Genomic DNA, 23,317 nt, shown 5'->3' with positions numbered 1-23,317 from the left:
TGTCAGCAGTCCCGGAATTCCGGGGACTGGTTCAGCACCTGGCTGCGGATCGAGGTGAAACGGGCGAGCTTCTCGTCGACAGCGGACTCCAGCGGGAACACCGCCACCCGGTGGCAGTTCTGGAAGGCCAGCCGCACACCGAAGTGCCGCTGAAGCGCACCGCGTATGGCGTCACTCGCGAGCGCGCGCAGCAACTGCCCGCGTGCCTGCTCGTCCGGCGGGGGCGTCTGGTTGTCGGCGAAGTCTCCGCCGTCCACCTTCAGCTGGGCCACCAGAGAGCTGACCATCTCCCACGCGTAGGGCAGGGAGGTCCGGACGCAGTCGACGAATTCCGCTTCGTCGACCTCGCCTCGCTCGGCCTGTTCGAGTAGGGCCGGTGAGACGTCGAGCGACATGGGTTCTCCTCTCGCACCCCCGGAACAACAGGGGTTGCCGGACAGGGAAAGGGAGTTCGGCATGCCGAAATGCCGGACACGCTGAGTACACGCGCCGCGACCTCCCGTTCACTACGGTAGGCAACGGACCGTGACGGCACCAGGAGAATGGGCACATAGGGAACTCGTAGTAGGCACACAATCGGCCACGGCGGAACTCCCGTTTTCCTGATCAAAAGGGGCGGGCCAGAAGGGGCCTCGGTTGAGGGTGGTGGTGGGGAGACGGGCGGGCGAATCGCGTGCACTGTGGGGCGTCGGATAGCGTTGCGCCCCATGCGTCTCGTCATCGCCCGGTGCTCCGTCGACTATGCCGGCCGGCTCACCGCCCACCTGCCCTCCGCCCCCCGTCTCATCCTGGTGAAGGCGGACGGCAGCGTCTCGATCCACGCGGACGACCGGGCCTACAAGCCCCTGAACTGGATGTCGCCGCCCTGCACCCTGAAGGAGGGAACGGGCGACGAGGACGGCGTCTGGACCGTCGTCAACAAAGCGGGCGAGAAGCTCATCATCACGATGGAGGAGATCCTCCACGATTCGTCGCACGAACTCGGCGTCGATCCCGGCCTGATCAAGGACGGCGTGGAAGCGCACCTCCAGGAGCTGCTCGCCGACCGCATCGAGATCCTCGGCGAGGGCTACACCCTCATCCGCCGCGAGTACATGACCGCCATCGGCCCCGTGGACATCCTGTGCCGGGACGCGGCCGGACAGACCGTCGCGGTGGAGATCAAGCGGCGCGGCGAGATCGACGGCGTGGAGCAACTCACGCGCTACCTGGAGCTGTTGAACCGCGATCCCCACCTCTCCCCGGTCCGCGGCGTCTTCGCCGCCCAGGAGATCAAGCCCCAGGCCCGCGTCCTCGCCACCGACCGCGGCATCGGCTGCCAGGTCCTGGACTACGACGCGATGCGCGGCATCGAGGACGACAAGCTGCGGCTGTTCTGAACCGAGGGGACCGTTCGACGGCTGTTTTCGACGGCTGTTCGACGGCTGTACGACGACGAAGGGCCGGGTTCCTGTGACGGGAACCCGGCCCTTCGTGCTGTTCGGGGCTCAGATCACCTGGTCCGGCGTGCCCTGTGTGCCCGCGCCGGTGCTCTGGGAGGAGCTGATCGAGCTGGCGGGGCTGGAGGTCGTGGGGCCGCTGGCCGAGGTCGAGGTGCCGGAGGGGGTCGGGGACGTGCCGGACGGGGATGCCGAGGGCGACGGCGAGCCCGAGCCGGAGCCCGAGGTGGGCGACGTGGTCGGCGACGGCGACGGCGAGTGCGAGCTCGTGCCGGACGACGACGGCGTCGGCGTCGGAGACGTCCCCCCGCTCCCCGACGTGGGCGAACTGCTCGCCCCCTGCGTCGGCGTCGCAGAGGCCGTCGGGGTCGGGTCGTCCGACGTGCCCATCGTCCCGTCCGGACCCGGATCCGTGGGGCTGCTGGTCGTGCCGCCCGCGCCGCCGGTGCCGGTGTCCGCGCCCGGGGTGGCCGCGCCCAGCTCGCCGTCGTCGAGGCCGGTGCTGGCGGAGGGGTTGACGTTGACCCGGTCGGAGGGGTCGTTGGCGTCGTTGTTGGAGGTCGCGCCGAGGGTCACCACGGTGCCGAGCACGGCGACGAGGAGCGCGCCCGCGCCGACGGCGACGAGGTTGCGCCGGGCGAAGCCTCGGATGCCGCCCCGGCCGTGGTGGGCCGCCGGGGCTACGGGCCGGGCGGCGACGACGGTCTCGGCGTCCGGCGCGAACGTCGGCAGCGCCGCGGTGATGCCGCGCGGCGGCGACGCCGACTCCTCGTGGCGGGCCTCGGGCACCTCCTCGCCGGCCGTCGCCTCGGCCGGTCCGGGCACGTCGCCCGAAGCGTCGGCGACCAGCGCGAGGGCGCGGCGGCCCGCGATGGCGCCCCGCTTGTCGGCGAGGGCGGCGCGCAGGTCGAGGGAGGCCTCCAGCTCGGAGCGGGCCCGGTCGAGATCGCCGGCGCAGAGCGCGAGGACGCCCAGTTCGTGGTGGAAGTAGGCCCGGTCGGCGGTCTCCCCGGCGAGCCGGGAGGCCTCCGCGCCCTCGTGCAGGGCGGTCTCCCAGGCGCTCCAGTGCAGTCCCCCGGCGAACGCGGGCGCGGCGGTGCGGGCCAGCTGGACGGAGAGGCTCCCCGTGTCCTCGGCGTTCTCTCCGCTCCCGAGGTTCCCCGGGTTCCCGGGCTTTCCGGAGCCGCCTGAGTTCTCGGTGGACGGGGTCGTGGCCGGGACGATGACCGCCAGGGCGGCGAGGATCGCGTCGGCCTCCGCGGAGACCCGGTCGGGGGTGACCGAGGGGTGTCCGGCCCACCAGGCGTAGTGCTGGGCGGCGGACTGGACGCGGGCCTCGGCGTCGTCGCCGTATCCGGCGGCCGCCAGCTGGGTCTGGACGCCCGCGGCGAGCCGGTAGCGGGCGCCGACCGGGGAGACGAGCCCGCAGTCGACGAGCTCGCCGAGGGCCGCGTCGGCGTGGGTGTCGCCGACCAGGGCGGGCAGATGGGCCTGGTGCGGGACCTCGCCGTCGAGGGCGACGGCGAAGCGCAGGGTGGCGCGGGCCGAGGCGCTGAGGCGGGCGGCGAGCAGCGGGGCGGGCGCGGCGGCCTCGCCGAGCGAGGGCAGGGGTATCTCCTCGGCCTCGCCGGCTCCGGCGGCGGCCGGTGCGGTGAAGGGGCGGGCGTCCTCGAAGACGCCGAACTCGTCGACCGCGTCGGCGTCGGCGCGCAGTCGGTCGCGCTGCAGCAGCAGGGCGCCGGCCTGGACGAACCTCAGCGGCAGGCCCTCGGACTCGAACCAGAGGTCGCCGGCCCAGTTGGCCTCCTCCTCGGTGAGGGAGCGGTCGACGACGCGTTCGATGACCTCGACGCCGCCCGCGCGCTCCAGTCCGGTGAGGACGACCTCCTCGACGGCGGAGTCGGCGGAGGGCGACGGGGTGTCGGGGGTCGCGCCGAGCAGGAAGGCGCACTCGGGCGTCGCGTCCAGCAGGACGTCGAGGGCGGCGCCGCCGAGGTCGAGGTCGTCGACGACGACGACCGCGCCGATCTCTCGGACCAGGGCCGCCAGCTCCTCGTCGGCGGGGCGGTGCAGGTCGGCGTCGTAGACGGCGTGGAAGAGGGCGTGCAGCAGGTCGGCCGTGGTGCGGCGGAAGCCGGTGAGGCGGACGACGCCGTCGGGGGCGAGGTCCTCGCAGTCCTCGGCGACGAGGTCGAGGAGGCTGGTGCGGCCGGATCCGGCGGGGCCGGTGAGGCGGACGGAGCGGCCGCGGGCGAGGAGCCGGACGAGCTGTTCGCGCTCGTCCTGGCGGCCCAGCAGCGGGGGCGTGCGGCGGCCGGGTCCGGCGGGGGACGGCGGGCGGGCGGCGCGCTCGGCCTCGGCCCGCTGCTCGGGCGTGCGCTTGGCGGGGCTCTCGGGCCGCTGGGTGGGCGGGCAGAGCTCGATCTCGCTGCCGTCGACGGGGTTGACCGTGAGCAGATGATCGCCGGCGACGAGTCGCACCGTGCGGGCCAGAGCCGGCGTGTGCTGTCCGAAGTCGGGGGTGAGGGGGTCCCTGGACGGGCGCGGGCGCGGCGCGTTGCCGCCGTCGCCGTCATGGCCGTACTCCTCGGGTCCCCGGGCGTTCGGGTCCATAGGTCAAGCCCCCCAAAAGCGTCGTGTGGCGGTAGCCCCTCCCGGCCGTGCTGCACACTGCGCTGTCGCTTCTGGTCCGGTGCCCGCTCGAGGGCTGCGGGCGGCGGGCAGACGAACCGTAAACCTTCGCACAGTATCTACGACAGCCCGGGGTGCCGCGCCGCCCGAGACGTCACAGTCCGGTGAGGATTGCGCGCACCGTGCCCCCGTGGAACGTTTCGTCGCAGGTCGCAGGTCGTCGCCTCAGACCCGAGGGAGGGATTCCACTCCGATGCCGCCCTCGATCGCCAGGATCCGGTGCAGCCGGGTGGCCACCAGCAGGCGTTGCATCTGCGGCGGTACGTCGCGCAGCACCAGGCGGCGGCCGCAGCGGCCGGCCCGCCGGTGGACGCCCATGATGACGCCGAGTCCGGTGGCGTCCCAGGAGTCCAGCTCGGACAGGTCGAGCACCAGGTCGCCGGCTCCGTCGTCGACGGCCGTGTGCAGGACCGTACGGGCGTCCGCCGCGCTGCGGACGTCGAGGCGGCCCCCGACGACCAGCTCGGCGTGGTCGCCCCTGATGTGCATAGCGCTCCCCTAGGCGTGCGTGTCTCGTGCTCCGCGCTGTGTGTCCGGTTGTCCGGGTGTTGCATCCTCTGACTGCATGACACGGCCGGAGGTTGCCGTCTGTGAGCGAACCGATACCGAATTCACCCGCAGGGGTGAGGCCACTGGGACCTGTGCGGTTTCAGCGCCTGGAAAAGCCCTGCCCGCTCAGGCGTCCGATGTCACCGGCGTCAACCATCCGGCGCATCGTTCGCGGTACCCTCCGCCTGACTCTGGCCGGGACACTAGCGGGCCCGAGGCGGTGTGTGACCGCTTAGTAACGCGTTTCACGTCTCAGGGGGTGAGACACCGGTCACGTCCTCAATTACGTCCGCTTTCACCCCGATTGACCCCACCCTGAAGGTCTAGATTGGCCGCATGGTCAATCTGACGCGCATCTACACCAGGACCGGCGACCAGGGCACCACCGCTCTAGGCGACATGAGCCGGGTCGCCAAGACCGACCTCCGGATCGCCGCGTACGCCGACGCCAACGAGGCGAACGCGGTGCTCGGCACGGCCCTCGCGCTGGGCGCGCTGGACGAGGAGATCGTCAAGGTCCTGACCCGGGTGCAGAACGACCTGTTCGACGTGGGCGCGGACCTGTCGGCGCCCGTGGTGCAGAACCCGGAGTTCCCGCCGCTGCGGGTCGAGCAGTTCTACGTCGACCGGCTGGAGGCGGACTGCGACCGCTTCAACGAGCGCCTGGAGAAGCTGCGGTCGTTCATCCTCCCCGGCGGCACCCCGGGCGCGGCCCTGCTCCACCAGGCCTGCACGGTCGTCCGCCGGGCCGAACGCTCCACCTGGGCGGCGCTGGAGGCGCACGGCGAGACGATGAACCCCCTCACGGCGACCTACCTCAACCGGCTCTCGGACCTGCTGTTCATTCTGGCCCGCACGGCGAACAAGGCGGTCGGGGACGTCCTGTGGGTCCCCGGCGGCGAACGCTGACGACGACCACCCTCCCGCCGGGGGCCCGGGGGTCGCCCCCGGACGGCACAGCATTGCGGCCCGCACGGCGAACAAGGCGGTCGGCGACGTCCTGTGGGTCCCCGAGCGGCGAGCGCTAACGCATCTTGGCCTGTTCCCGCTCCGGCTCCTGCTTCCTGCCTCGCTCGGAATCCCGCTTCGGGAACAGGGTGTAGCTCGCGGCGATCACGACGTTGATCCCCATCACCCACAGCATGCGCTGCTGCCAGGCGCGCAGCGAGCTGACGTCTCCTGCGCCGCCGACGTACCAGGCGGCCGCCTGGAGCAGGGCGAGGGCGACGAGCGCGGCGAGGATCCAGCGGCCCGCGACCTTCCACTCGTGGACGGCGCGGGCCGTGCCGTACTTCGGGGGCCCGACGGGCGGCGGCCCGCCGGCGAAGCGGTGGGCGACCCGGGCGTCGGCCCACCTGACGGTGGAGTGGCCGAGGCCCACGGTGAAGCCGATGTAGACGGCCGCGAGACCGTGCCGCCAGTCGGGCTCCGCGCCGTTCCTGAGGTCGATCGCGGTGACCGCGAACAGCACGACCTCCAGCAGCGGCTCGCACAGCAGCAGGGCGAGGCCCAGCCGCGGCATCCGGAAGACGTACCGGAAGGCCAGTCCGGCGGCCAGCAGCACCCAGAAGGCCACCTCGCAGGCGACGATCAGTCCGACGATCACGGTTCGCTCCTCTCGCTCACCCTCCCAGGCTCCCGTGCCGCGCGGCGCGTCTCGTCGTCGGCGATGACGAAGTCCCCGTACGTCGCGGTACATCGAAAGATGCAGTTCGGGACCGTACCCGGGGAGCAGGCGGACCGTGCGCGGGGCGTGTTGGATGGAGGGCATGGCCGTCACCCTCCCCCGCCCGCACCGCTTCGACGTGTACGTCGCGACCGGCGGGCTGCTCGGCGGGCTGCTGCTGGTGGGCATCGGGCTCGGCACCCGGCCGGCCGACGAGCCGATCGTGCTCCTCGACGGCCCCTGGCCGATCCTGGCGGCGCTCTGGGTGACGGCAGGCTGTGAGCTGCTGCGCCGGTCCGCGCCGCGCACGGCCCTGCTGACGGGTACGGCCGCGGTCGTCCTGGACACCTTCACCGAGGGCAACCTGGCCACGGTCCTGATGTTCACCGACCTGATGTACGCGGCCGTCGTGTACGGCCCGCTCGCCTCGGCCCGCCGCATCCAGTGGATCACCGGGCTGCTCACGGTGGCCGGGACGCTGGCGCCGTTCGCGGTGTGGCGTGAGCCGGAGGCGCTGCTGATCGGCGTGGTCGTCGGCATCGTGGCGTACGGCCCCGCCGCCACCGGCTGGATCGTGCGCAACCACCGTGACGCCGCCGAGGCCGCCCGACTGCGCGCCGAACAGACCGCGCTGCTGGCCGAGGTGGACCGCGCGCAGGCGGTCGTCGCCGAACGGGCGCGGATGGCACGGGAGTTGCACGACATGGTCGCCAACCATCTGTCGGCGATCGCCATTCACTCCACGGCCGCGCTGTCCATCGACGATCCGGCGACCTCGCGGCAGGCGCTCAGGACCATCCGGGAGAACAGCGTCGAGGGACTCTCGGAGATGCGCCGGCTGATCGGCATCCTGCGCGACGGCAGCGGGGAGCGGGAGCCCGCCGCGACCCCCACCCTCGACGGCCTCCCCGCACTGGTCGACGGCGCCCGCGCCAACGGTCTGGACGTCAGTCTCGACACCCTCGGCACCGGGGTCGACCGGGTCCCCGCGCCCGTCGAACTCGCGGTCTACCGGATCGTGCAGGAGTCCCTGACCAACGCCCTCAAGCACGCCCGCCCGGGCCGGGTGACCGTGCGCCTCGCCCGTCGCGACGGCATGCTCGACGTCCGGGTGAGCAGCCCCTACGGCCACCGGGACGGGCCGCGGGCACCCGGTTCCGGGGCCGGTCTGGTCGGCATGCGGGAGCGGGTGGCGCTGCTGGGCGGCGTCTTCGGGGCCGGGCCCGAGGGCGCGCTGTGGACCGTACGGGCGGAGCTTCCGCTGGCCGAAGGAGATCTGACGTGATCCGTGTGGTCGTCGCCGAGGACCAGTCCGCCGTGCGGGCCGGGCTCGTCCTGATCCTGGGCAGTGCGCCGGACATCGAGGTGGTCGGCGAGGCGGGGGACGGGGAGCAGGCGGTGGCGCTGGCCCGGGAGGTGCGGCCGGATCTGGTGCTGATGGACGTTCAGATGCCCCGCCTGGACGGGGTGTCGGCGACCCGGCTGATCGTCGAGGAGGGCCTCGCCGATGTGCTGGTGCTGACCACCTTCGATCTCGACGCGTATGTGTTCGGGGCGCTGCGCGCGGGTGCGGCCGGGTTTCTGCTGAAGCACACGGAGGCGCGGGACCTGCTGGCGGCGGTCCGTACTGTGGCGGGCGGGGAGGGGATGATCGCCCCTGCGGTGACCCGTCGGCTGATCGCCGAGTTCGCCGCGCGGCCGGTGCGGGGGCCGAGGACCGATCCGGCCGTGCTGGACGCGCTCACCCGGCGGGAGCGCGAGGTGCTGGCCTGTCTCGGGGAGGGGCTGTCGAACGCGGAGATCGCCGAGCGTCTCGACATGGCCGAGGCGACGGTGAAGACCCACGTCAGTCGGCTCCTCGGGAAGCTGGAGCTGCGCAGTCGGGTCCAAGCGGCCGTTCTGGCACAGGAGTTGGGCGTCTAGAGGTTTAAACAGGAGCAGTGGTCCAGACCTATTGACCCGTGGTCCAGACCTTTCTATTCTCGCGGCACTGTGGGTGTGAAGGCTCAGTCACGCCCCCCGACTCCCCGAGGAGGCGCAGGATGCGCTTCAGACACAGAGCCGCGGCAGGGTTCGCGACACTGTTGCTCCCGCTGGCCGGACTGGTCGGCCTCGCGAGCCCCGCCCAGGCCGCCACGACCGCCACCGCCACCTACACCAAGGCCTCCGACTGGGGCACCGGCTTCGAGGGCCGATGGACGGTGAAGAACACCGGCACCGCCGCCATCAGCTCCTGGACGGTCGAGTGGGACTTCCCCTCCGGCACCTCCGTCACCTCCGCCTGGGACGCCGACGTCACCTCCGCCGGCACCCACTGGACCGCCAAGAACAAGTCCTACAACGGCTCGATCGCCCCCGGCGCCTCCGTCTCCTTCGGCTTCAACGGCGCGGGCAGCGGCTCCCCCGCCAACTGCCGCCTCAACGGCGACAGTTGCGACGGCACGACGGTCCCCGGCGACGCCTCCCCGTCCGCCCCCGGCACCCCCACCGCCTCGGGCATCACCGACACCTCGGTGAAACTGACCTGGTCCGCCGCCACCGACGACAAGGGCGTCAAGAACTACGACGTGCTGCGCGACGGCGCCAAGGTCGCCACGGTGACGACGACGTCGTACACGGACACCGGTCTGACCGCCGGGACCGACTACTCCTACACCGTCCAGGCCCGCGACACCGCCGACCAGACCGGACCGGTCAGCGGCGCGGTCGCCGTGCACACCACCGGCGGCACCACCACTCCCCCGCCCGCCGGAAACAAGGTGAAACTCGGCTACTTCACCGAGTGGGGCATCTACGGCCGCAACTACCAGGTCAAGAACCTGGTGACGTCCGGCTCCGCCGCGAAGATCACACACATCAACTACGCCTTCGGCAACGTCACGAACGGCCAGTGCGCGATCGGCGACTCCTACGCCGACTACGACAAGGCCTTCACCGCCGACCAGTCGGTCAGCGGCGTCGCCGACACCTGGGACCAGCCGCTGCGCGGCAACTTCAACCAGCTGCGCCAGCTGAAGGCCAAGTACCCCAACATCAAGGTGCTGTGGTCCTTCGGCGGCTGGACCTGGTCCGGCGGCTTCGCGCAGGCCGCCGCCAACCCGGCCGCGTTCGCCCAGTCCTGCTACAACCTGGTCGAGGACCCGCGCTGGGCCGACGTCTTCGACGGCATCGACATCGACTGGGAGTACCCCAACGCCTGCGGCCTGTCCTGCGACACCAGCGGGGCCGCGGCCTACAAGAACCTGATGTCCGCCCTGCGCGCCAAGTTCGGCGCCGCCAACCTGGTCACGGCCGCCACCACCGCGGACGGCACCTCCGGCGGCAAGATCGACGCCGCCGACTACGCGGGCGCGGCCCAGTACGTCGACTGGTACAACGTGATGACGTACGACTTCTTCGGCGCCTTCGACGCGGACGGCCCGACCGCCCCGCACTCCCCGCTCACCACCTACAGCGGCATCCCGACGCCCGGCTTCACCACGGCCGACGCGATCGCCAAGTTCAAGTCGAAGGGCGTCCCCGCGAGCAAGCTGCTCATCGGCATCGGCTTCTACGGCCGCGGCTGGACCGGCGTCACCCAGGACGCCCCGGGCGGCACGGCCACCGGGCCCGCGCCGGGCACCTACGAGCAGGGCATCGAGGACTACAAGGTCCTCAAGACGTCCTGCCCCGCCACCGGCACGATCGCCGGCACGGCGTACGCGAAGTGCGGCAGCAACTGGTGGTCCTACGACACCCCGGCCACCATCGGCACGAAGATGGCCTGGGCCAAGACCCAGGGCCTGGGCGGCGCGTTCTTCTGGGAGTTCAGCGGCGACACCAGCAACGGAGAGCTGGTGACCGCCATCAACAGCGGCCTGTCGTAAGCCAGTTCGGCTAGTTGAGCGATGTTCACTCTCCTCCGGACCGCACTTCGTCCGGGGGAGAGTGAATGCGGCTACGCCACATTCACTCGCTGTCCGGGCGGGGCTGCCTCCAGCCACGCGAGGAAACCGGTCAGCGCGTCTTCGCTCATCGCGAGTTCGAGACGCGTGCCCCGGTGCAGACAGACGAGGACCACCGCGTCGGAGAGCAGCGCCAGCTCCTCCTCGCCCTCGGGGAGGCGGCGGCCGGCCACCTCGATCGAGGCGCGTTCCAGGACGCGGCGCGGACGGTAGGCGTAGGAGAAGACGCGGTACCACTCGATGCGGTCGCCGTTGTAGCGGGCGACGCCGTAGCTCCAGCCCTTGCCGCTGGGGTCCGGTTTCTCGGGGACGTCCCAGCGCAGCGAACAGTCGAAGGTGCCGCCGGAGCGCTGGATGAGTCTGCGGCGCAGACCGAAGACGAACAGCCCCAGCGCCACCAGGGCCACGACGATTCCGCACACAGTCAGAGCGAGGACCATCGACACCGACCTCCTCGTCTCCTAGGTACCGAAAATAGGTAACGGAACGGAAAAAACATCCATATCTGCCTCAGCCGCGGTCGGCTCCGGATCGCTCCGGTGCCGGCCGCGGCTGAGTGACGTCATCGCAGCGTGCGCTTGTCTCAGCGCGACGTCGCCGCCCGCAGTCGTACGTCCGCTCGACGCTCGGCGGCGGCATCGCCCTCCGCCTTCGCGCGCTCGAGCTCGCGCTCCGCGCGCTGGACGTCGATCTCGTCCGACAGCTCGGCGATCTCGGCCAGCAGCGACAGCTTGTTGTCCGCGAACGAGATGAAACCGCCGTGCACCGCGGCGACGACCGTTCCACCCTCACTCGTACGGATGGTCACCGGGCCCGACTCCAGCACACCGAGCAGCGGCTGGTGACCGGGCATGACGCCGATGTCGCCCGACGTGGTGCGCGCGACGACCAGGGTGGCCTCGCCGGACCAGACCTCTCGGTCGGCCGCGACCAGCGCGACGTGCAGCTCAGCAGCCAAGGTGGCTCCTCGGGTCACCACCCGGCGGGTCTGCCGGGTGTTGGTTACAAGTCTAGTGGGCGTGAGTGAGGGGGCGGGACGCGCCCGCCCCCTCACATCGAGCTCAAAGCTCAGAACTGGTCCTCAGTCCCGAAGTTCCGAGTTCAGGAGACGCCCAGCTCCTTGGCGTTGGCCTTCAGGTCCTCGATGCCACCGCACAGGAAGAACGCCTGCTCCGGGAAGTGGTCGTACTCGCCGTCGATGATCGCGTTGAAGGCCACGATCGACTCGTCCAGCGGCACGTCCGACCCGTCGACGCCGGTGAACTGCTTGGCGACGTGGGTGTTCTGGGACAGGAAGCGCTCCACGCGACGGGCGCGGTGGACGGTGAGCTTGTCCTCCTCGCCGAGCTCGTCGATGCCGAGGATGGCGATGATGTCCTGGAGGTCCTTGTACTTCTGCAGCACCGTCTTGACACGCATGGCGGTGTTGTAGTGGTCTGCCGCGATGTAGCGCGGGTCCAGGATGCGGGACGTGGAGTCCAGCGGGTCCACGGCCGGGTAGATGCCCTTCTCGGAGATCGGACGGGAGAGAACCGTCGTCGCGTCGAGGTGGGCGAAGGTGGTGGCCGGGGCCGGGTCGGTCAGGTCGTCCGCGGGGACGTAGATCGCCTGCATCGAGGTGATCGAGTGACCACGGGTCGAGGTGATGCGCTCCTGGAGGAGACCCATCTCGTCGGCCAGGTTCGGCTGGTAGCCCACCGCGGAGGGCATACGGCCGAGCAGGGTCGAGACCTCGGAACCGGCCTGGGTGAAGCGGAAGATGTTGTCGATGAAGAACAGCACGTCCTGCTTCTGCACATCGCGGAAGTACTCCGCCATGGTCAGACCGGCCAGGGCCACGCGCAGACGGGTGCCCGGGGGCTCGTCCATCTGACCGAAGACCAGCGCGGTCTTGTCGATGACGCCCGAGTCGGCCATCTCCTCGATGAGGTCGTTGCCCTCACGGGTGCGCTCGCCGACACCGGCGAACACGGAGACACCGTCGTGGTTGTTGGCGACGCGGTAGATCATCTCCTGGATGAGCACCGTCTTGCCGACGCCGGCACCGCCGAACAGGCCGATCTTTCCACCCTTGACGTACGGGGTGAGAAGGTCGATGACCTTGACGCCGGTCTCGAACATCTCGGTCTTCGACTCGAGCTCGTCGAAGCGCGGGGCCTTGCGGTGGATGGACCAGCGCTCGCCCTCGTACTTCTCGTCGACGTTCAGCACCTCACCGAGGGTGTTGAACACCTTGCCCTTGGTGAAGTCGCCGACCGGAACGGTGATGCCCGTGCCGGTGTCGGTGACGGCGGCCTGGCGGACCAGACCGTCGGTGGGCTGCATCGAGATCGTGCGGACCAGGCCGTCACCCAGGTGCTGGGCGACCTCCAGGGTCAGCGTCTTCTTCTCGCCGTCGTTCGCCGGGTCGGCGACCTCGACGTGAAGGGCGTTGTAGATCTCCGGCATGGCGTCGACGGGGAATTCCACGTCGACGACCGGGCCGATGACCCGGGCGACGCGGCCCGTGGCAACGGCCGTCTCAACTGTCGTCGTCATTACCTGTCACTCCCCGCGGTCGCGTCGGCCAGGGCTGCGGAGCCACCGACGATCTCGCTGATTTCCTGGGTGATTTCGGCCTGGCGGGCCGCGTTGGCAAGGCGGGAGAGCGTGTTGATCAAGTCTCCCGCGTTGTCGGTGGCCGACTTCATCGCGCGGCGCGTGGCGGCGTGCTTGGAGGCGGCCGACTGCAGCAGCGCGTTGTAGATACGGCTCTCGACGTACCGCGGCAGCAGGGCGTCGAGGACGTCCTCCGCCGACGGCTCGAAGTCGTACAGCGGAAGGATCTCGCCCTTGGGGTGAGACTCCTCCGCCACCTCTTCGAGGCGTAGGGGCAGCAGCCGGCTGTCAGTGGCCGTCTGCGTCATCATCGAGACGAACTCGGTGTAGACGATGTGGAGTTCGTCCACCCCGCCGTCCGCCGTCTCCTTCTCGATGGCCTCGATCAGCGGAACCGCGACCTTCTTCGCGTCCGCGTACGTGGGCTCGTCGGTGAAGCCCGACCACGACTCCACGACCTTGCGCTCGCGGAAGTTGTAGTGGGCCAGACCGCGGCGGCCGACGATGTACGTGTCGACCTCCTTGCCCTCCGCCTCGAGGCGCGCCGTCAGCTGCTCGGCGGCCTTGATCGCGTTGGAGTTGAAGGCGCCGGCCAGTCCGCGGTCGCTCGTGAGGAGCAGGACCGCGGAACGGGTCGCCGTCTCCGCCTCCGTGGTCAGCGGGTGCTTGGTGTTCGAACCGGTGCCGACCGCCGTGACCGCGCGGGTGAGCTCGGTCGCGTACGGCGCGGAGGCCGCCACCTTGCGCTGCGCCTTGACGACGCGCGAGGCGGCGATCATCTCCATCGCCTTGGTGATCTTCTTGGTCGCGGTGACGGATCGGATGCGACGCTTGTAGACCCGGAGCTGGGCTCCCATGAGTCGGTCCCTTCCTTACGTCACTTGGCCGCGGCCGGGGCGTCCTCGCCGAGAAGCTTGCCGTCCGAGGTCTCGAACTGCTTCTTGAACTCGGCGATCGCGTCGGCAATGGCGGTGAGGGTGTCGTCCGACATCTTGCCGCCCTCCTTGATGGAGGTCATGAGGCCCTGCTCCTTGCGGTGCAGGTACTCCAGCAGCTCCTTCTCGAAGCGGCGGACGTCGACGACCGGAACATCGTCCATCCGGCCGGTGGTGCCGGCCCACACGGAGACGACCTGGTCCTCGGTCGGCATCGGCTGGTACTGAGCCTGCTTGAGCAGCTCGACCAGGCGCTGACCGCGCTCCAGCTGCGACTTCGACGCCGCGTCCAGGTCGGAACCGAAGGCGGCGAACGCCTCCAGCTCACGGTACTGGGCCAGGTCGAGGCGGAGACGGCCGGAGACCTGCTTCATCGCCTTGTGCTGCGCGGAACCACCGACTCGGGAGACGGAGATGCCGACGTTCAGCGCGGGGCGCTGACCGGCGTTGAACAGGTCCGACTCCAGGAAGCACTGGCCGTCGGTGATGGAGATGACGTTGGTCGGGATGAACGCCGAGACGTCGTTGGCCTTCGTCTCGACGATCGGCAGACCGGTCATCGAGCCGGCGCCCAGGTCGTCGGAGAGCTTCGCGCAACGCTCCAGCAGACGGGAGTGCAGGTAGAAGACGTCGCCCGGGTAGGCCTCGCGGCCCGGCGGACGGCGCAGCAGCAGCGACACGGCGCGGTAGGCGTCGGCCTGCTTCGAGAGGTCGTCGAAGATGATGAGGACGTGCTTGCCCTCGTACATCCACTGCTGACCGATGGCCGAACCGGTGTACGGCGCCAGGTACTTGAAGCCGGCCGGGTCGGACGCCGGGGCGGCGACGATGGTCGTGTACTCCAGCGCGCCGGCCTCTTCGAGGGCGCCACGCACGGAGGCGATGGTCGAGCCCTTCTGACCGATGGCGACGTAGACGCAGCGGACCTGCTTGTTCACGTCGCCGGAGCGCCAGTTGTCGCGCTGGTTGATGATCGTGTCGACGGCCAGGGCGGTCTTGCCGGTCTGGCGGTCACCGATGATCAGCTGACGCTGGCCGCGGCCGACCGGGGTCATCGCGTCGACGGCCTTGTAGCCGGTCTCCATCGGCTCGTGCACCGACTTACGGGCCATGACACCGGGAGCCTGCAGCTCCAGGGCACGGCGGCCGGACGTCTCGATCTCGCCGAGGCCGTCGATCGGGTTGCCGAGCGGGTCGACGACACGGCCGAGGTAGCCCTCGCCGACGGCGACGGACAGGACCTCTCCCGTGCGGGTGACCGGCTGGCCCTCCTCGACGCCGCTGAACTCGCCGAGGATGACGGTACCGATCTCGCGCTCTTCGAGGTTGAGCGCGAGGCCGAGGGTGCCGTCCTCGAACCGCAGCAGTTCGTTGGCCATGGCCGAGGGGAGACCCTCGACCTTCGCGATGCCATCGCCTGCAAGGGTGACCGTACCGACCTCCTCGCGCGAGGCCGCGTCCGGCTTGTACGACTGGACAAAGTTCTCCAGCGCGTCCCGGATCTCCTCCGGCCGGATCGTGAGCTCCGCCATCTGGGTTCCCTGCTCTCCTTGTTGGGCCCGAAGTTTCTTAGGGGGTCTGGGGGCGACCCCCAGGATTCTTCTGCACGGCCCAACCAGGGCCGTCATGTACGTCGTGCGGTCTTGAGTTGCTGCCGGTCTCGAGTCGGCGCTAGCTCGCCATGCGGCGGCCGGCGTCCTCGATGCGGTCCGCGAGGGAGCCGTTGATCACCTCGTCGCCGACCTGCACCCGGATCCCGCCGAGGACCGCGGGGTCCACGTCGAGGTTGAGGTGCATCTGGCGGCCGTAGAGCTTGGCGAGGGCGGCGCCGAGGCGCTGCTTCTGCCCGTCGCTCAGCGGCACGGCCGAGGTGACGACGGCCACGAAACGGTCCCGACGCTCGGCGGCGAGCTTGGACAGGGACTCGAGTCCCGCTTCCAGGCTACGTCCTCGCGGCGCGGTCACAAGGCGCGTCACCAGACGCTCGGTGGCCGCGTCGGCCCGGCCGCCGAGCAGGCTGTGCAGCAGCTCGCTCTTGGCCGAGGCGGTGGCCTTCCGGTCGGTCAGTGCGGCGCGCAGCTCGGTGCTGGAGGAGACGATCCGCCCGAAGCGGAACAGCTCGTCCTCCACGCTGTCGAGCCGGCCGGCCCGCTGCGCGGCGGTGAGGTCGGCGGCGTTCGCCAGCTCCTCCAGGGCGTCCACCAGGTCGCGCGACTGCGACCAGCGGGAACGCACCAGGCCGGACACCAGGTCGACGGTCTCGCCGCCGAGCTGGGCGCCGAGCAGGCGCTGGGCCAGCTCGGCCTTGGCCTCGCCGGCCTGCGCCGGGTCGGTGAGGACCCGGCGCAGGGACACCTCGCGGTTGAGCAGCGCGGTGACGGCGGCCAGTTCGCCTGCGAGCTGCGCCGCGTCCACGGACGTGGAGTCCGTGAGCGCGTCGAGACGCTCGCGTCCGGCGGCCAGGGCGTCGCGGCTCGCGCCGTTCATCGCGTGGCCTCGGCCTTCGTCGCCTTGTCGTCGAGCTCGTCGAGGAAGCGGTCGATCACGCGGCTCTGCCGGGCGTGGTCCTCGAGGGACTCGCCGACGAGCTTGCCGGCCAGATCGGTGGCGAGCTTGCCGACGTCCTGCCGCAGCGCGGACGAGGCGGCCTTGCGGTCGGCCTCGATCTGGCTGTGACCGGCCGCGACGATCTCCTCGCGCTGCCGCTGGCCTTCCGCGCGCATCTCGGCGATGAGCGTGGCGCCCTGCTCCTGCGCCTCCTGGCGCAGACGCGCGGCCTCGTGGCGGGCCTCGGCGAGCTGAGCCTTGTACTGCTCAAGAACGCTCTGGGCCTCTTGCTGAAGGGCCTCCGCCTTCTCGATACCGCCTTCGATGTTCTCGCGACGCTCTTCCAGAACCTTGTTGATGTTCGGGAGGAGCTTCTTGGCGAGGATGCCGAAGACGATGACGAAGGCGATCAGGCCGATCACGAGCTCCGGAATCGGCGGGATGAGCGGGTTTTCCGCTTCCTCAGCCGCCAGCTGAACCAGGGGGCTCATATCAGTGCCTTTCGTCGAAAGGAGCGGTCCGACGGATCAGGTCAGGAGGTCGGGTAAACGAACGGCATGACCAGACCGATCAGGGCCAGCGCCTCACAGAAGGCGAAGCCGAGGATCTGGTTGGCGCGGATCAGGCCGGCCGCTTCGGGCTGGCGGGCGAGCGCCTGGGTGCCGTTACCGAAGATGATGCCGACGCCGACGCCCGGGCCGATCGCCGCGAGGCCGTAGCCGATCGAGCCGAGGTTGCCCTTGATCTCGACGCCGGCTGCAAGGGTCTGGAGAGCGGACATGCCGGTTCTTCCTTTGCTTTCAATGACCGGTGGGGGTTGGCCACCGGATGTCTTTGGGTGGGGGTCGGGCTGGCTCAGTGGTGCTCGGCGAGCGCGCCCTGGATGAAGCTGCAGGTCAGCAGGACGAAGACGTACGCCTGCACGGCCTGGATGAAGAGCTCGAAGGCCGTCATCACGAGGACCATCACGAACGAGACGGCGGAGTAGGCGATGCCGATGCCGTTCAGCATGTACCAGCTGGCGATCGTGAAGAGCAGCAGGAGTGTGTGGCCGGCGAACATGTTCGCGAAGAGTCGGACGGCGTGGGTGAAGGGCCGCACGAGGAGGTTCGAGAACAGCTCGATCGTCATCGACAGCGGGAGGACGCCGCCGAGGGACTTGTCGTAGCCGGTGAAGTTCTTCCAGGCGCCGACGAAGCCCTGGCGCTTGAAGGTCAGGGAGACCCACAGGATGTAGACGATGCCGGCGAGGACCGCGGGGTAGGAGATGATCGCGGTGACCGGGAACTGGGCGATCGGGATGATCGACCAGAGGTTCATCATCCAGACGAAGAAGAAGAGCGAGACGATCAGTGGTACGTACTTCTCGCCTTCCTTCTTGCCGATGGTCTCGTAGACGACGCCGCGGCGGATGAAGTCGTAGCCGGCTTCGGCGACCATCTGGAGCTTGCCCGGGACGACCTTCGGACGAGCGAAGGCGGCCCAGAAGAAGCCGACGACGATGACCGAGCCGAGCAGCGCCAGCAGCATCGTCTTGTTGAAGTACGAGTTGCCGTCCGCGTCGCCGAGGAGCGGCTCGAACAGGAACGAGTGCAGGCCCGGAGCCGGGAAGCCACAACCGTCGAACAGGTGGCAGTCGGTCTCGAACGCGAGCACCTGTGTCGGGTCAGCACTCACCGCGGGCTCCTTCATCGTGGCGCATAGGTACGGCAACCTCGTTGTGTCGGCGCGGCGTACGGCCGCGATTCGGCACGGGACTGGTGGTTCGGATGTGGGGGCGGCGTGGGGGCATCTCGCCTCGCGATTGAGCAGGCGTCAGCTCGGATGCCCGCGCCCGCGATGCCGCAGTTGGCACCGGACGATAGCAGGAGATCTCAGACGTCTTTATCGCGGCCCTACCCCTCACGACGAGTGCCCCGATTTTTCGGGCTTGCTGCCCGTCGATTCGGGCTCGACGTAGAGGATCTTGGCCTTCATGTGCGCACGCGTCTGTGCGCCGATCCACGCGAGGGTGGCGACGACGAGCGTGATGGCGAAAGCCCGGGGGTTGAACAGCGTCGTGTTCTTGAAAGCTGCCATGAAGATGAACAGCAACAGGAGTTGCGCCGCGTAGAGCATCAGACCCATGGCCTGGAAAAGCTGCGGAAGCGTTTTGGCGGTGCGCTGCAGAACGTAGAGCCCGAGTCCCATGAAGGCGATCACCACGACCGTCGCGACCACGGCTCCGACGGCTCCCTTGCCGCCCGCGACCACACCGGCGATGACGGCGGTGATCGCACCGACGGCGACAGTGGGCACGGCGGCCTGGGCCAGGATCCGGACGTCGTTGGACGGCATGGCGGCAACTCCGCTTTCAATGGGGGCAGGGGTGTCGTCATGGACGAGCGTAGCCCCGGCCGGAGGGGCGAAGACCTCACGCCCACCTCACACCAAGGGACCGTCGCACTACGGTCCTTCGGCTCTATCCGGGGTTCTCGTGAACCGTATCACAAACTATTTGATGAGGTCTTTACCTGGTTGGTGTGCCCACTGTCACACATGAGAGTGAGAGTGCGCGTCTGTGCAGAAACCGGGTCGGGTTGTCTGGTATTGGGGAGCTTTGCCCGCCCAGCACTCTCCCACGAGTTGGCAATGCTCTAGTCAGATTCTTACCTTGCCGACCGGGAGCGAGGGCCCACGGCAGTCGCTCCGTTGACCCCTGAGACCCCTGAGACACCGGCCGGGACCGGCGTGCGCGGCAACGGACCGGCCTCCCCGGACTCCCCTTCGGCGACGGAGGCGACGGCGGCGACGGCGGGCGTCTCCACGGACGCGGGCTCCTCGACGACGGCCGCGACGGCCTTGCGGCGGCGGTAGCGCGGCGGCACGAAGGCCTCCGCCCAGCGCGGGGCGCGCGGCGTGAAGCGCGGCAGCAGAAGCAGCACCAGCCCGATCGCGCTGAGGATCACGACCCCGAGGACGATCCACATGGCGCCCGCGTTGACGGAGTAGGTGAGCGTGCCGAACGCGATCAGCGCCGACCAGAAGTACATGATCAGCACCGCGCGGCTGTGCGAGTGGCCGATCTCCAGCAGCCGGTGGTGCAGGTGCCCGCGGTCCGCGGCGAACGGCGACTGACCGCGCCAGGTCCGGCGGACGATCGCCAGGATCAGGTCGGCGGCCGGGATCGCGATGATCGTCAGCGGCATCACCAGCGGGATGTAGACCGGCACCATCTGGTGCACCGAACTGCGCTCGGAGTTCGTGTACAGGTTCATCAGATCCGGGTCGACCTGGCCCGTGACCGAGATCGCGCCCGCGGCCAGCACCAGCCCGATCAGCATCGAGCCCGAGTCGCCCATGAAGATCCGCGCCGGATGCATGTTGTGCGGCAGAAAGCCCAGGCACATGCCCATCAGGATCGCCGCGAACAGCGTCGCCGGAGCGGCGGCCTCGATGCCGTACGAGTACCAGATGCGGTAGGCGTACATGAAGAACGCGGTCGAGGCGATGCACACCATGCCGGCGGCGAGGCCGTCGAGGCCGTCCACGAAGTTGACCGCGTTGATCGTGATGACGACCAGCGCCACCGTCAGCAGGGTGCCCTGCCACTGGGTCAGCGCGACCGTGCCGACGAGCGGGACGGGCAGCCACAGGATCGTCAGACCCTGCATCACCATCACACCGGCGGCGATCATCTGGCCGCCCAGCTTGATCAGGGCGTCGATCTCGAACTTGTCGTCCAGGACGCCGATCAGCCAGATCAGCGCGGCCCCGGAGAGCAGCGCGCGCGGCTCGTTCGACTTCTCGAAGACCTCGTTGAGGTTCGTCAGGTGGTCCGCGACCAGCAGGCCCGCGCACAGTCCGAAGAACATCGCGATCCCGCCGAGCCGCGGAGTGGGTTCCCGGTGCACGTCACGGGCCCTGATCTCCGGCATCGCTCCGGCCACGATCGCGAACTTCCGCACCGGCCCTGTCAGCAGATACGTCACCGCGGCCGTGATGCAGAGCGTCAGCAGGTATTCACGCACGGGCTTCCCCACAGGTCTCGCTGGCCATCTCAGCCCCACACCCTAGCGACGGCCGCATATGGTTGGGGACATCCGGGTAGCCACGATGGTTGCACGTGTGGCTGTGTACACAGGTGCGGCTGCCCCCTTTCACCCGGGATACGGCGGAAAGGCCATGGCCAGTTCCCGTGCCTCCTCCCGGCCCCGCCTGCCGTCGATCTCCCCCCGCACCACCCGCGCCAGCAGCTTGGCGATCCGGGCCATCTCCTGCTCGCCCATGCCCTGCGTGGTCACCGCGGCCGTGCCCAGACGCAGGCCACGGGCGTCGGCATGCGGGAGCGCGCAGCAGTCGAGGACCAGGCCCGCGGCCGCGAGCAGCCCCCGCGCGCCGCGTCCGTCGGCGCCCAGGGGCGCGGGATCCACGACGATCAGATGGGTGTCGGTGCCCCCGGTGACGACGGCCAGCCCCTCCGCCTCGAGACAGGCCGCCAGAACCCTCGCATTGGCGACCACCTGATGGGCGTACACGGTGAACGCCGGCGTTGCCGCCTCGCCGAACGCGACCGCCTTCGCGGCGATGGTGTGCATCTGCGCGCCGCCCTGGGTGAACGGGAAAACGGCCCGGTCGACCCGTTCCGCCAGCTCTCCGCCGCACAGGATCATCCCGCCGCGCGGCCCGCGCAGCACCTTGTGCGTGGTGGCGCAGACGACGTCGGCGTACGGCACCGGGCTGGGCGCCGCTCCCCCGGCGACGAGCCCGACGGGGTGGGCGGCGTCGGCGATCAGATACGCGCCCACCTCGTCGGCTACCTCGCGGAAGAAGGCGTAGTCGAGGTGGCGGGGGTAGGCGATGGACCCGCACACGATCGCCTTGGGCCGGTGGGCACGGGCCAGCACGCGCACCTGCTCGTAGTCGACCAGCCCGGTCTCCGCGTCCACCCCGTACGGCACGAAGTCGAACCAGCGGCCGGAGAAGTTGGCGGGCGACCCGTGCGTGAGATGACCGCCGTAGGGCAGCCCGAGCGCGAGGACGGTGTCGCCGGGCCGCAGCAGCGCGGCATACGCGGCGAGCACGGCCGACGACCCCGAATGCGCCTGTACGTTGGCGTGCTCGGCCCCGAACAGGGCCTTCGCCCGGTCCACGGCGATGCGCTCGGCGACGTCGACGATCTCGCAGCCGCCGTGGTGACGGGCGCCGGGATAGCCCTCCGCGTACTTGTTGGCGAGCGGCGAGCCGAGCGCGGCCAGCACGGCCGGCGAGGTGAAGTTCTCGGCGGCGATCAACTGCAACGTCGTCGCCTGCCGCACCCGCTCCCCCAGCAGGATCTCGGCCAGCTCGGGATCCTGCCGACGCAGGACATCGGCCTCTGGGACATGGGTGACCGACATGACGGACTCCGGGCGTCGACGATGACGTACGTCCAATGTAGGCCCGGGACGCCCGGCCTGCCCGGCTGCTAGGCCCTTGCGGGCACGGCCGGTCACGCCCGTGCGGGCACGCCCGTCAGCGCCGTGACGACGGGCCCCCATTCCCTGACGCGCCCCTCGCACCGCTCGGCCCCGGCGGGCCCCCCGGGCCACGGGCCGCCGCGGCGGACTCCGTCCACCGGCTGCCGGCCGACGCCGATCGTCAAGCCCGTGCCGGCACGCCCGTCAGCGCCGTGACGACGGGATCCAGCGCCTGGTGTATCTCGTCGCCGATCGAGCGGAAGAACGGGAGGGGGGCGCCGTAGGGGTCGTAGACCTCGTCCGCTTCTGCGGTGGGGGCCAGGAGCCAGCCTCGTAGGGCCGCTGCCGCGCGGACCAGGGCGCGGGCGCGCATGACCACGCCCTCCTCCAGGGGAGGGAGCGTGGCCGGGTCGATCGCGTTCACCAGGCGGGTGAACTCCTTCAGCGTGAAGGTGCGCAGGCCCGCCGAGTGGCCCATGGAGATGACCTGGGCTCGGTGGTCGCGGGTCGCGGTCAGGACCAGGTCGGCCATGATGACGTGCTCGTCGAGCAGCTCCCGGCCGGTGAAGCCGGAGGCGTCCGCGCCGAAGTCGGCCAGCACGGTCTCCGCGTTGGCCTCCATCGGCGCGCCCTCGTGACCCCAGGTGCCCGCGCTCTCCACGATCAGCCCGCCGCCCAGCACCCCGAGCCGCTGCGACACGAAATGCCGGGTCAGCCGCTCGGTGATCGGCGAGCGGCAGACGTTGCCGGTGCTGACGTGGAGGATGCGGAAGGTGTCGCGCGGAAACCCGAACGTCGTCGTCTGTTCCGCGGCACGTTCCCCGTTGCCTATGCCACGCCCCGCGTCAGGGGCTGTCAATTCGCCACCTCGAGGTCGGGTACGACCTTCCGCAGCTCGTCCGCGGAGATCGCGCCCGCCCGCAGCAGCAACGGCACCTCACGGCTGACGTCGACGATCGAGGAGGGGACGTTGCCGGGGGTCGGGCCGCCGTCGAGGTAGACGGACACGGAGTCGCCGAGCATCTCCTGGGCGTAGTCGCAGTTCTCCGGCGCGGGGTGACCCGTCAGGTTCGCCGAGGACACCGCCATCGGGCCGATCTCGGTCAGCAGCTCGATGGCGACGGGGTGCAGGGGCATGCGTACGGCGACCGTGCCACGGGTGTCCCCGAGATCCCACTGCAGGGACGGCTGGTGCTTGGCGACAAGGGTGAGGGCGCCCGGCCAGAACGCGTCGACCAGCTCCCAGGCCAGCTCGGAGAAGTCCGTGACAAGGCCGTGCAGGGTGTTCGGGGAGCCGATGAGCACGGGCGTGGGCATGTTGCGGCCCCGGCCCTTGGCGTCCAGCAGGTCGGCGACGGCCTCCGAGGAGAACGCGTCCGCGCCGATGCCGTACACCGTGTCGGTCGGCAGGACCACGAGCTCGCCACGGCGGACGGCGGACGCGGCCTCGCGCAGACCGGTCACGCGGTCGGTCGCGTCATTGGTGTCGTATCGCCGTGCCATGTCTAGC

The 23,317-nt window shown here is 70.2% G+C and carries 23 protein-coding genes; 5 read left to right on the top strand and 18 right to left on the bottom strand.

Annotated features, from left to right (window positions below; genetic code table 11):
* Window positions 1-2: 2 nt before the first annotated feature.
* The gene (locus tag OG562_RS29415) at window positions 3-395 is read right to left on the bottom strand and encodes an SCO5389 family protein (RefSeq protein WP_266403103.1); all 393 of its coding nucleotides are present in this window, start codon (window positions 393-395) and stop codon (window positions 3-5) included.
* Window positions 396-707: 312 nt separating this feature from the next.
* Between OG562_RS29415 and nucS the strand changes: the two genes are divergently transcribed.
* Window positions 708-1,379, top strand: coding sequence for an endonuclease NucS (gene nucS, locus OG562_RS29410; protein ID WP_266403100.1), 672 nt, complete (start codon window positions 708-710; stop codon window positions 1,377-1,379).
* Between the two features lie 108 nt (window positions 1,380-1,487).
* Here nucS and OG562_RS29405 read toward each other — a convergent pair whose 3' ends face one another.
* Window positions 1,488-4,052, bottom strand: a complete 2,565-nt coding sequence (locus tag OG562_RS29405; protein WP_266403097.1) for an ATP-binding protein — start codon at window positions 4,050-4,052, stop codon at window positions 1,488-1,490.
* 243 nt (window positions 4,053-4,295) lie between these two features.
* Complete coding sequence (locus tag OG562_RS29400; protein ID WP_266403094.1) at window positions 4,296-4,619, bottom strand: STAS domain-containing protein; 324 nt, start codon at window positions 4,617-4,619, stop codon at window positions 4,296-4,298.
* Window positions 4,620-5,015: 396 nt separating this feature from the next.
* On the opposite strand from OG562_RS29400, the gene OG562_RS29395 reads away from it, so the two are divergent.
* Window positions 5,016-5,588 (top strand): cob(I)yrinic acid a,c-diamide adenosyltransferase, encoded by a 573-nt coding sequence (locus OG562_RS29395; RefSeq protein ID WP_266403092.1) that lies wholly within the window; start codon window positions 5,016-5,018, stop codon window positions 5,586-5,588.
* Between the two features lie 115 nt (window positions 5,589-5,703).
* On the opposite strand, the gene OG562_RS29390 is transcribed toward OG562_RS29395, so the two are convergent.
* Window positions 5,704-6,285 carry a hypothetical protein gene (locus OG562_RS29390; protein WP_266403090.1) on the bottom strand — a complete coding sequence of 194 codons (582 nt, stop codon included), beginning with the start codon at window positions 6,283-6,285 and terminating at the stop codon, window positions 5,704-5,706.
* 163 nt (window positions 6,286-6,448) lie between these two features.
* Between OG562_RS29390 and OG562_RS29385 the strand changes: the two genes are divergently transcribed.
* The 3 genes from OG562_RS29385 to OG562_RS29375 all read left to right on the top strand — a co-directional run bounded on the left by OG562_RS29385 (window position 6,449) and on the right by OG562_RS29375 (window position 10,211).
* On the top strand, window positions 6,449-7,630 hold the full coding sequence (locus tag OG562_RS29385) for a sensor histidine kinase (protein WP_266403089.1): 1,182 nt from the start codon (window positions 6,449-6,451) through the stop codon (window positions 7,628-7,630).
* Complete coding sequence (locus tag OG562_RS29380) at window positions 7,627-8,268, top strand: response regulator transcription factor (protein ID WP_266403087.1); 642 nt, start codon at window positions 7,627-7,629, stop codon at window positions 8,266-8,268. Before OG562_RS29385 ends, OG562_RS29380 begins: the two co-directional genes overlap by 4 nt.
* A gap of 119 nt (window positions 8,269-8,387) precedes the next feature.
* Window positions 8,388-10,211 (top strand): glycoside hydrolase family 18 chitinase, encoded by a 1,824-nt coding sequence (locus OG562_RS29375; RefSeq protein ID WP_266403085.1) that lies wholly within the window; start codon window positions 8,388-8,390, stop codon window positions 10,209-10,211.
* A gap of 71 nt (window positions 10,212-10,282) precedes the next feature.
* Here the strand turns inward: OG562_RS29375 and OG562_RS29370 are convergent, their stop codons facing one another.
* The 14 genes from OG562_RS29370 to OG562_RS29305 all read right to left on the bottom strand — a co-directional run bounded on the left by OG562_RS29370 (window position 10,283) and on the right by OG562_RS29305 (window position 23,310).
* The gene (locus OG562_RS29370) at window positions 10,283-10,729 is read right to left on the bottom strand and encodes a DUF2550 domain-containing protein (protein ID WP_266403083.1); all 447 of its coding nucleotides are present in this window, start codon (window positions 10,727-10,729) and stop codon (window positions 10,283-10,285) included.
* A gap of 143 nt (window positions 10,730-10,872) precedes the next feature.
* Window positions 10,873-11,247 (bottom strand): F0F1 ATP synthase subunit epsilon, encoded by a 375-nt coding sequence (locus OG562_RS29365; RefSeq protein WP_266403081.1) that lies wholly within the window; start codon window positions 11,245-11,247, stop codon window positions 10,873-10,875.
* A 143-nt stretch (window positions 11,248-11,390) separates the two neighbouring features.
* A complete protein-coding gene (gene atpD, locus OG562_RS29360; RefSeq protein WP_266403079.1) occupies window positions 11,391-12,827 on the bottom strand; it encodes a F0F1 ATP synthase subunit beta in 1,437 nt (478 codons plus the stop codon).
* On the bottom strand, window positions 12,827-13,744 hold the full coding sequence (locus OG562_RS29355) for a F0F1 ATP synthase subunit gamma (RefSeq protein WP_266403077.1): 918 nt from the start codon (window positions 13,742-13,744) through the stop codon (window positions 12,827-12,829). The genes atpD and OG562_RS29355 overlap by 1 nt, the downstream gene beginning before the upstream one ends.
* Window positions 13,745-13,764: 20 nt before the next feature.
* The gene (gene atpA / locus OG562_RS29350) at window positions 13,765-15,354 is read right to left on the bottom strand and encodes a F0F1 ATP synthase subunit alpha (RefSeq protein ID WP_266403075.1); all 1,590 of its coding nucleotides are present in this window, start codon (window positions 15,352-15,354) and stop codon (window positions 13,765-13,767) included.
* A gap of 139 nt (window positions 15,355-15,493) precedes the next feature.
* Window positions 15,494-16,309 (bottom strand): F0F1 ATP synthase subunit delta, encoded by an 816-nt coding sequence (locus tag OG562_RS29345; RefSeq protein ID WP_266403073.1) that lies wholly within the window; start codon window positions 16,307-16,309, stop codon window positions 15,494-15,496.
* The gene (locus tag OG562_RS29340; RefSeq protein WP_266403072.1) at window positions 16,306-16,860 is read right to left on the bottom strand and encodes a F0F1 ATP synthase subunit B; all 555 of its coding nucleotides are present in this window, start codon (window positions 16,858-16,860) and stop codon (window positions 16,306-16,308) included. The genes OG562_RS29345 and OG562_RS29340 overlap by 4 nt, the downstream gene beginning before the upstream one ends.
* Before the next feature lie 41 nt (window positions 16,861-16,901).
* Complete coding sequence (locus OG562_RS29335) at window positions 16,902-17,150, bottom strand: ATP synthase subunit C (RefSeq protein ID WP_030008695.1); 249 nt, start codon at window positions 17,148-17,150, stop codon at window positions 16,902-16,904.
* Window positions 17,151-17,224: 74 nt separating this feature from the next.
* Complete coding sequence (gene atpB / locus OG562_RS29330) at window positions 17,225-18,061, bottom strand: F0F1 ATP synthase subunit A (protein WP_266403069.1); 837 nt, start codon at window positions 18,059-18,061, stop codon at window positions 17,225-17,227.
* Window positions 18,062-18,271: 210 nt separating this feature from the next.
* Entirely contained in the window at window positions 18,272-18,706 is a 435-nt protein-coding gene (locus OG562_RS29325; protein WP_266403067.1) for a hypothetical protein, read from the bottom strand.
* A gap of 311 nt (window positions 18,707-19,017) precedes the next feature.
* Window positions 19,018-20,379, bottom strand: a complete 1,362-nt coding sequence (locus tag OG562_RS29320; protein ID WP_266403065.1) for an MraY family glycosyltransferase — start codon at window positions 20,377-20,379, stop codon at window positions 19,018-19,020.
* A gap of 129 nt (window positions 20,380-20,508) precedes the next feature.
* Window positions 20,509-21,747: a serine hydroxymethyltransferase gene (gene glyA, locus OG562_RS29315; protein ID WP_266403062.1), complete on the bottom strand. Its 1,239-nt coding sequence runs from the start codon at window positions 21,745-21,747 to the stop codon at window positions 20,509-20,511.
* A 241-nt stretch (window positions 21,748-21,988) separates the two neighbouring features.
* Window positions 21,989-22,666 carry a protein-tyrosine-phosphatase gene (locus OG562_RS29310; RefSeq protein WP_266403060.1) on the bottom strand — a complete coding sequence of 226 codons (678 nt, stop codon included), beginning with the start codon at window positions 22,664-22,666 and terminating at the stop codon, window positions 21,989-21,991.
* The gene (locus tag OG562_RS29305; protein WP_266403058.1) at window positions 22,663-23,310 is read right to left on the bottom strand and encodes an L-threonylcarbamoyladenylate synthase; all 648 of its coding nucleotides are present in this window, start codon (window positions 23,308-23,310) and stop codon (window positions 22,663-22,665) included. The genes OG562_RS29310 and OG562_RS29305 overlap by 4 nt, the downstream gene beginning before the upstream one ends.
* Window positions 23,311-23,317: the final 7 nt, after the last annotated feature.

Origin of the sequence: Streptomyces sp. NBC_01275 (genome assembly GCF_026340655.1) — a bacterium.
Lineage (GTDB): Bacteria > Actinomycetota > Actinomycetes > Streptomycetales > Streptomycetaceae > Streptomyces.
Note: the sequence above shows the minus strand (reverse complement) of the source record. Positions and strands in the feature narration are given on the sequence as shown.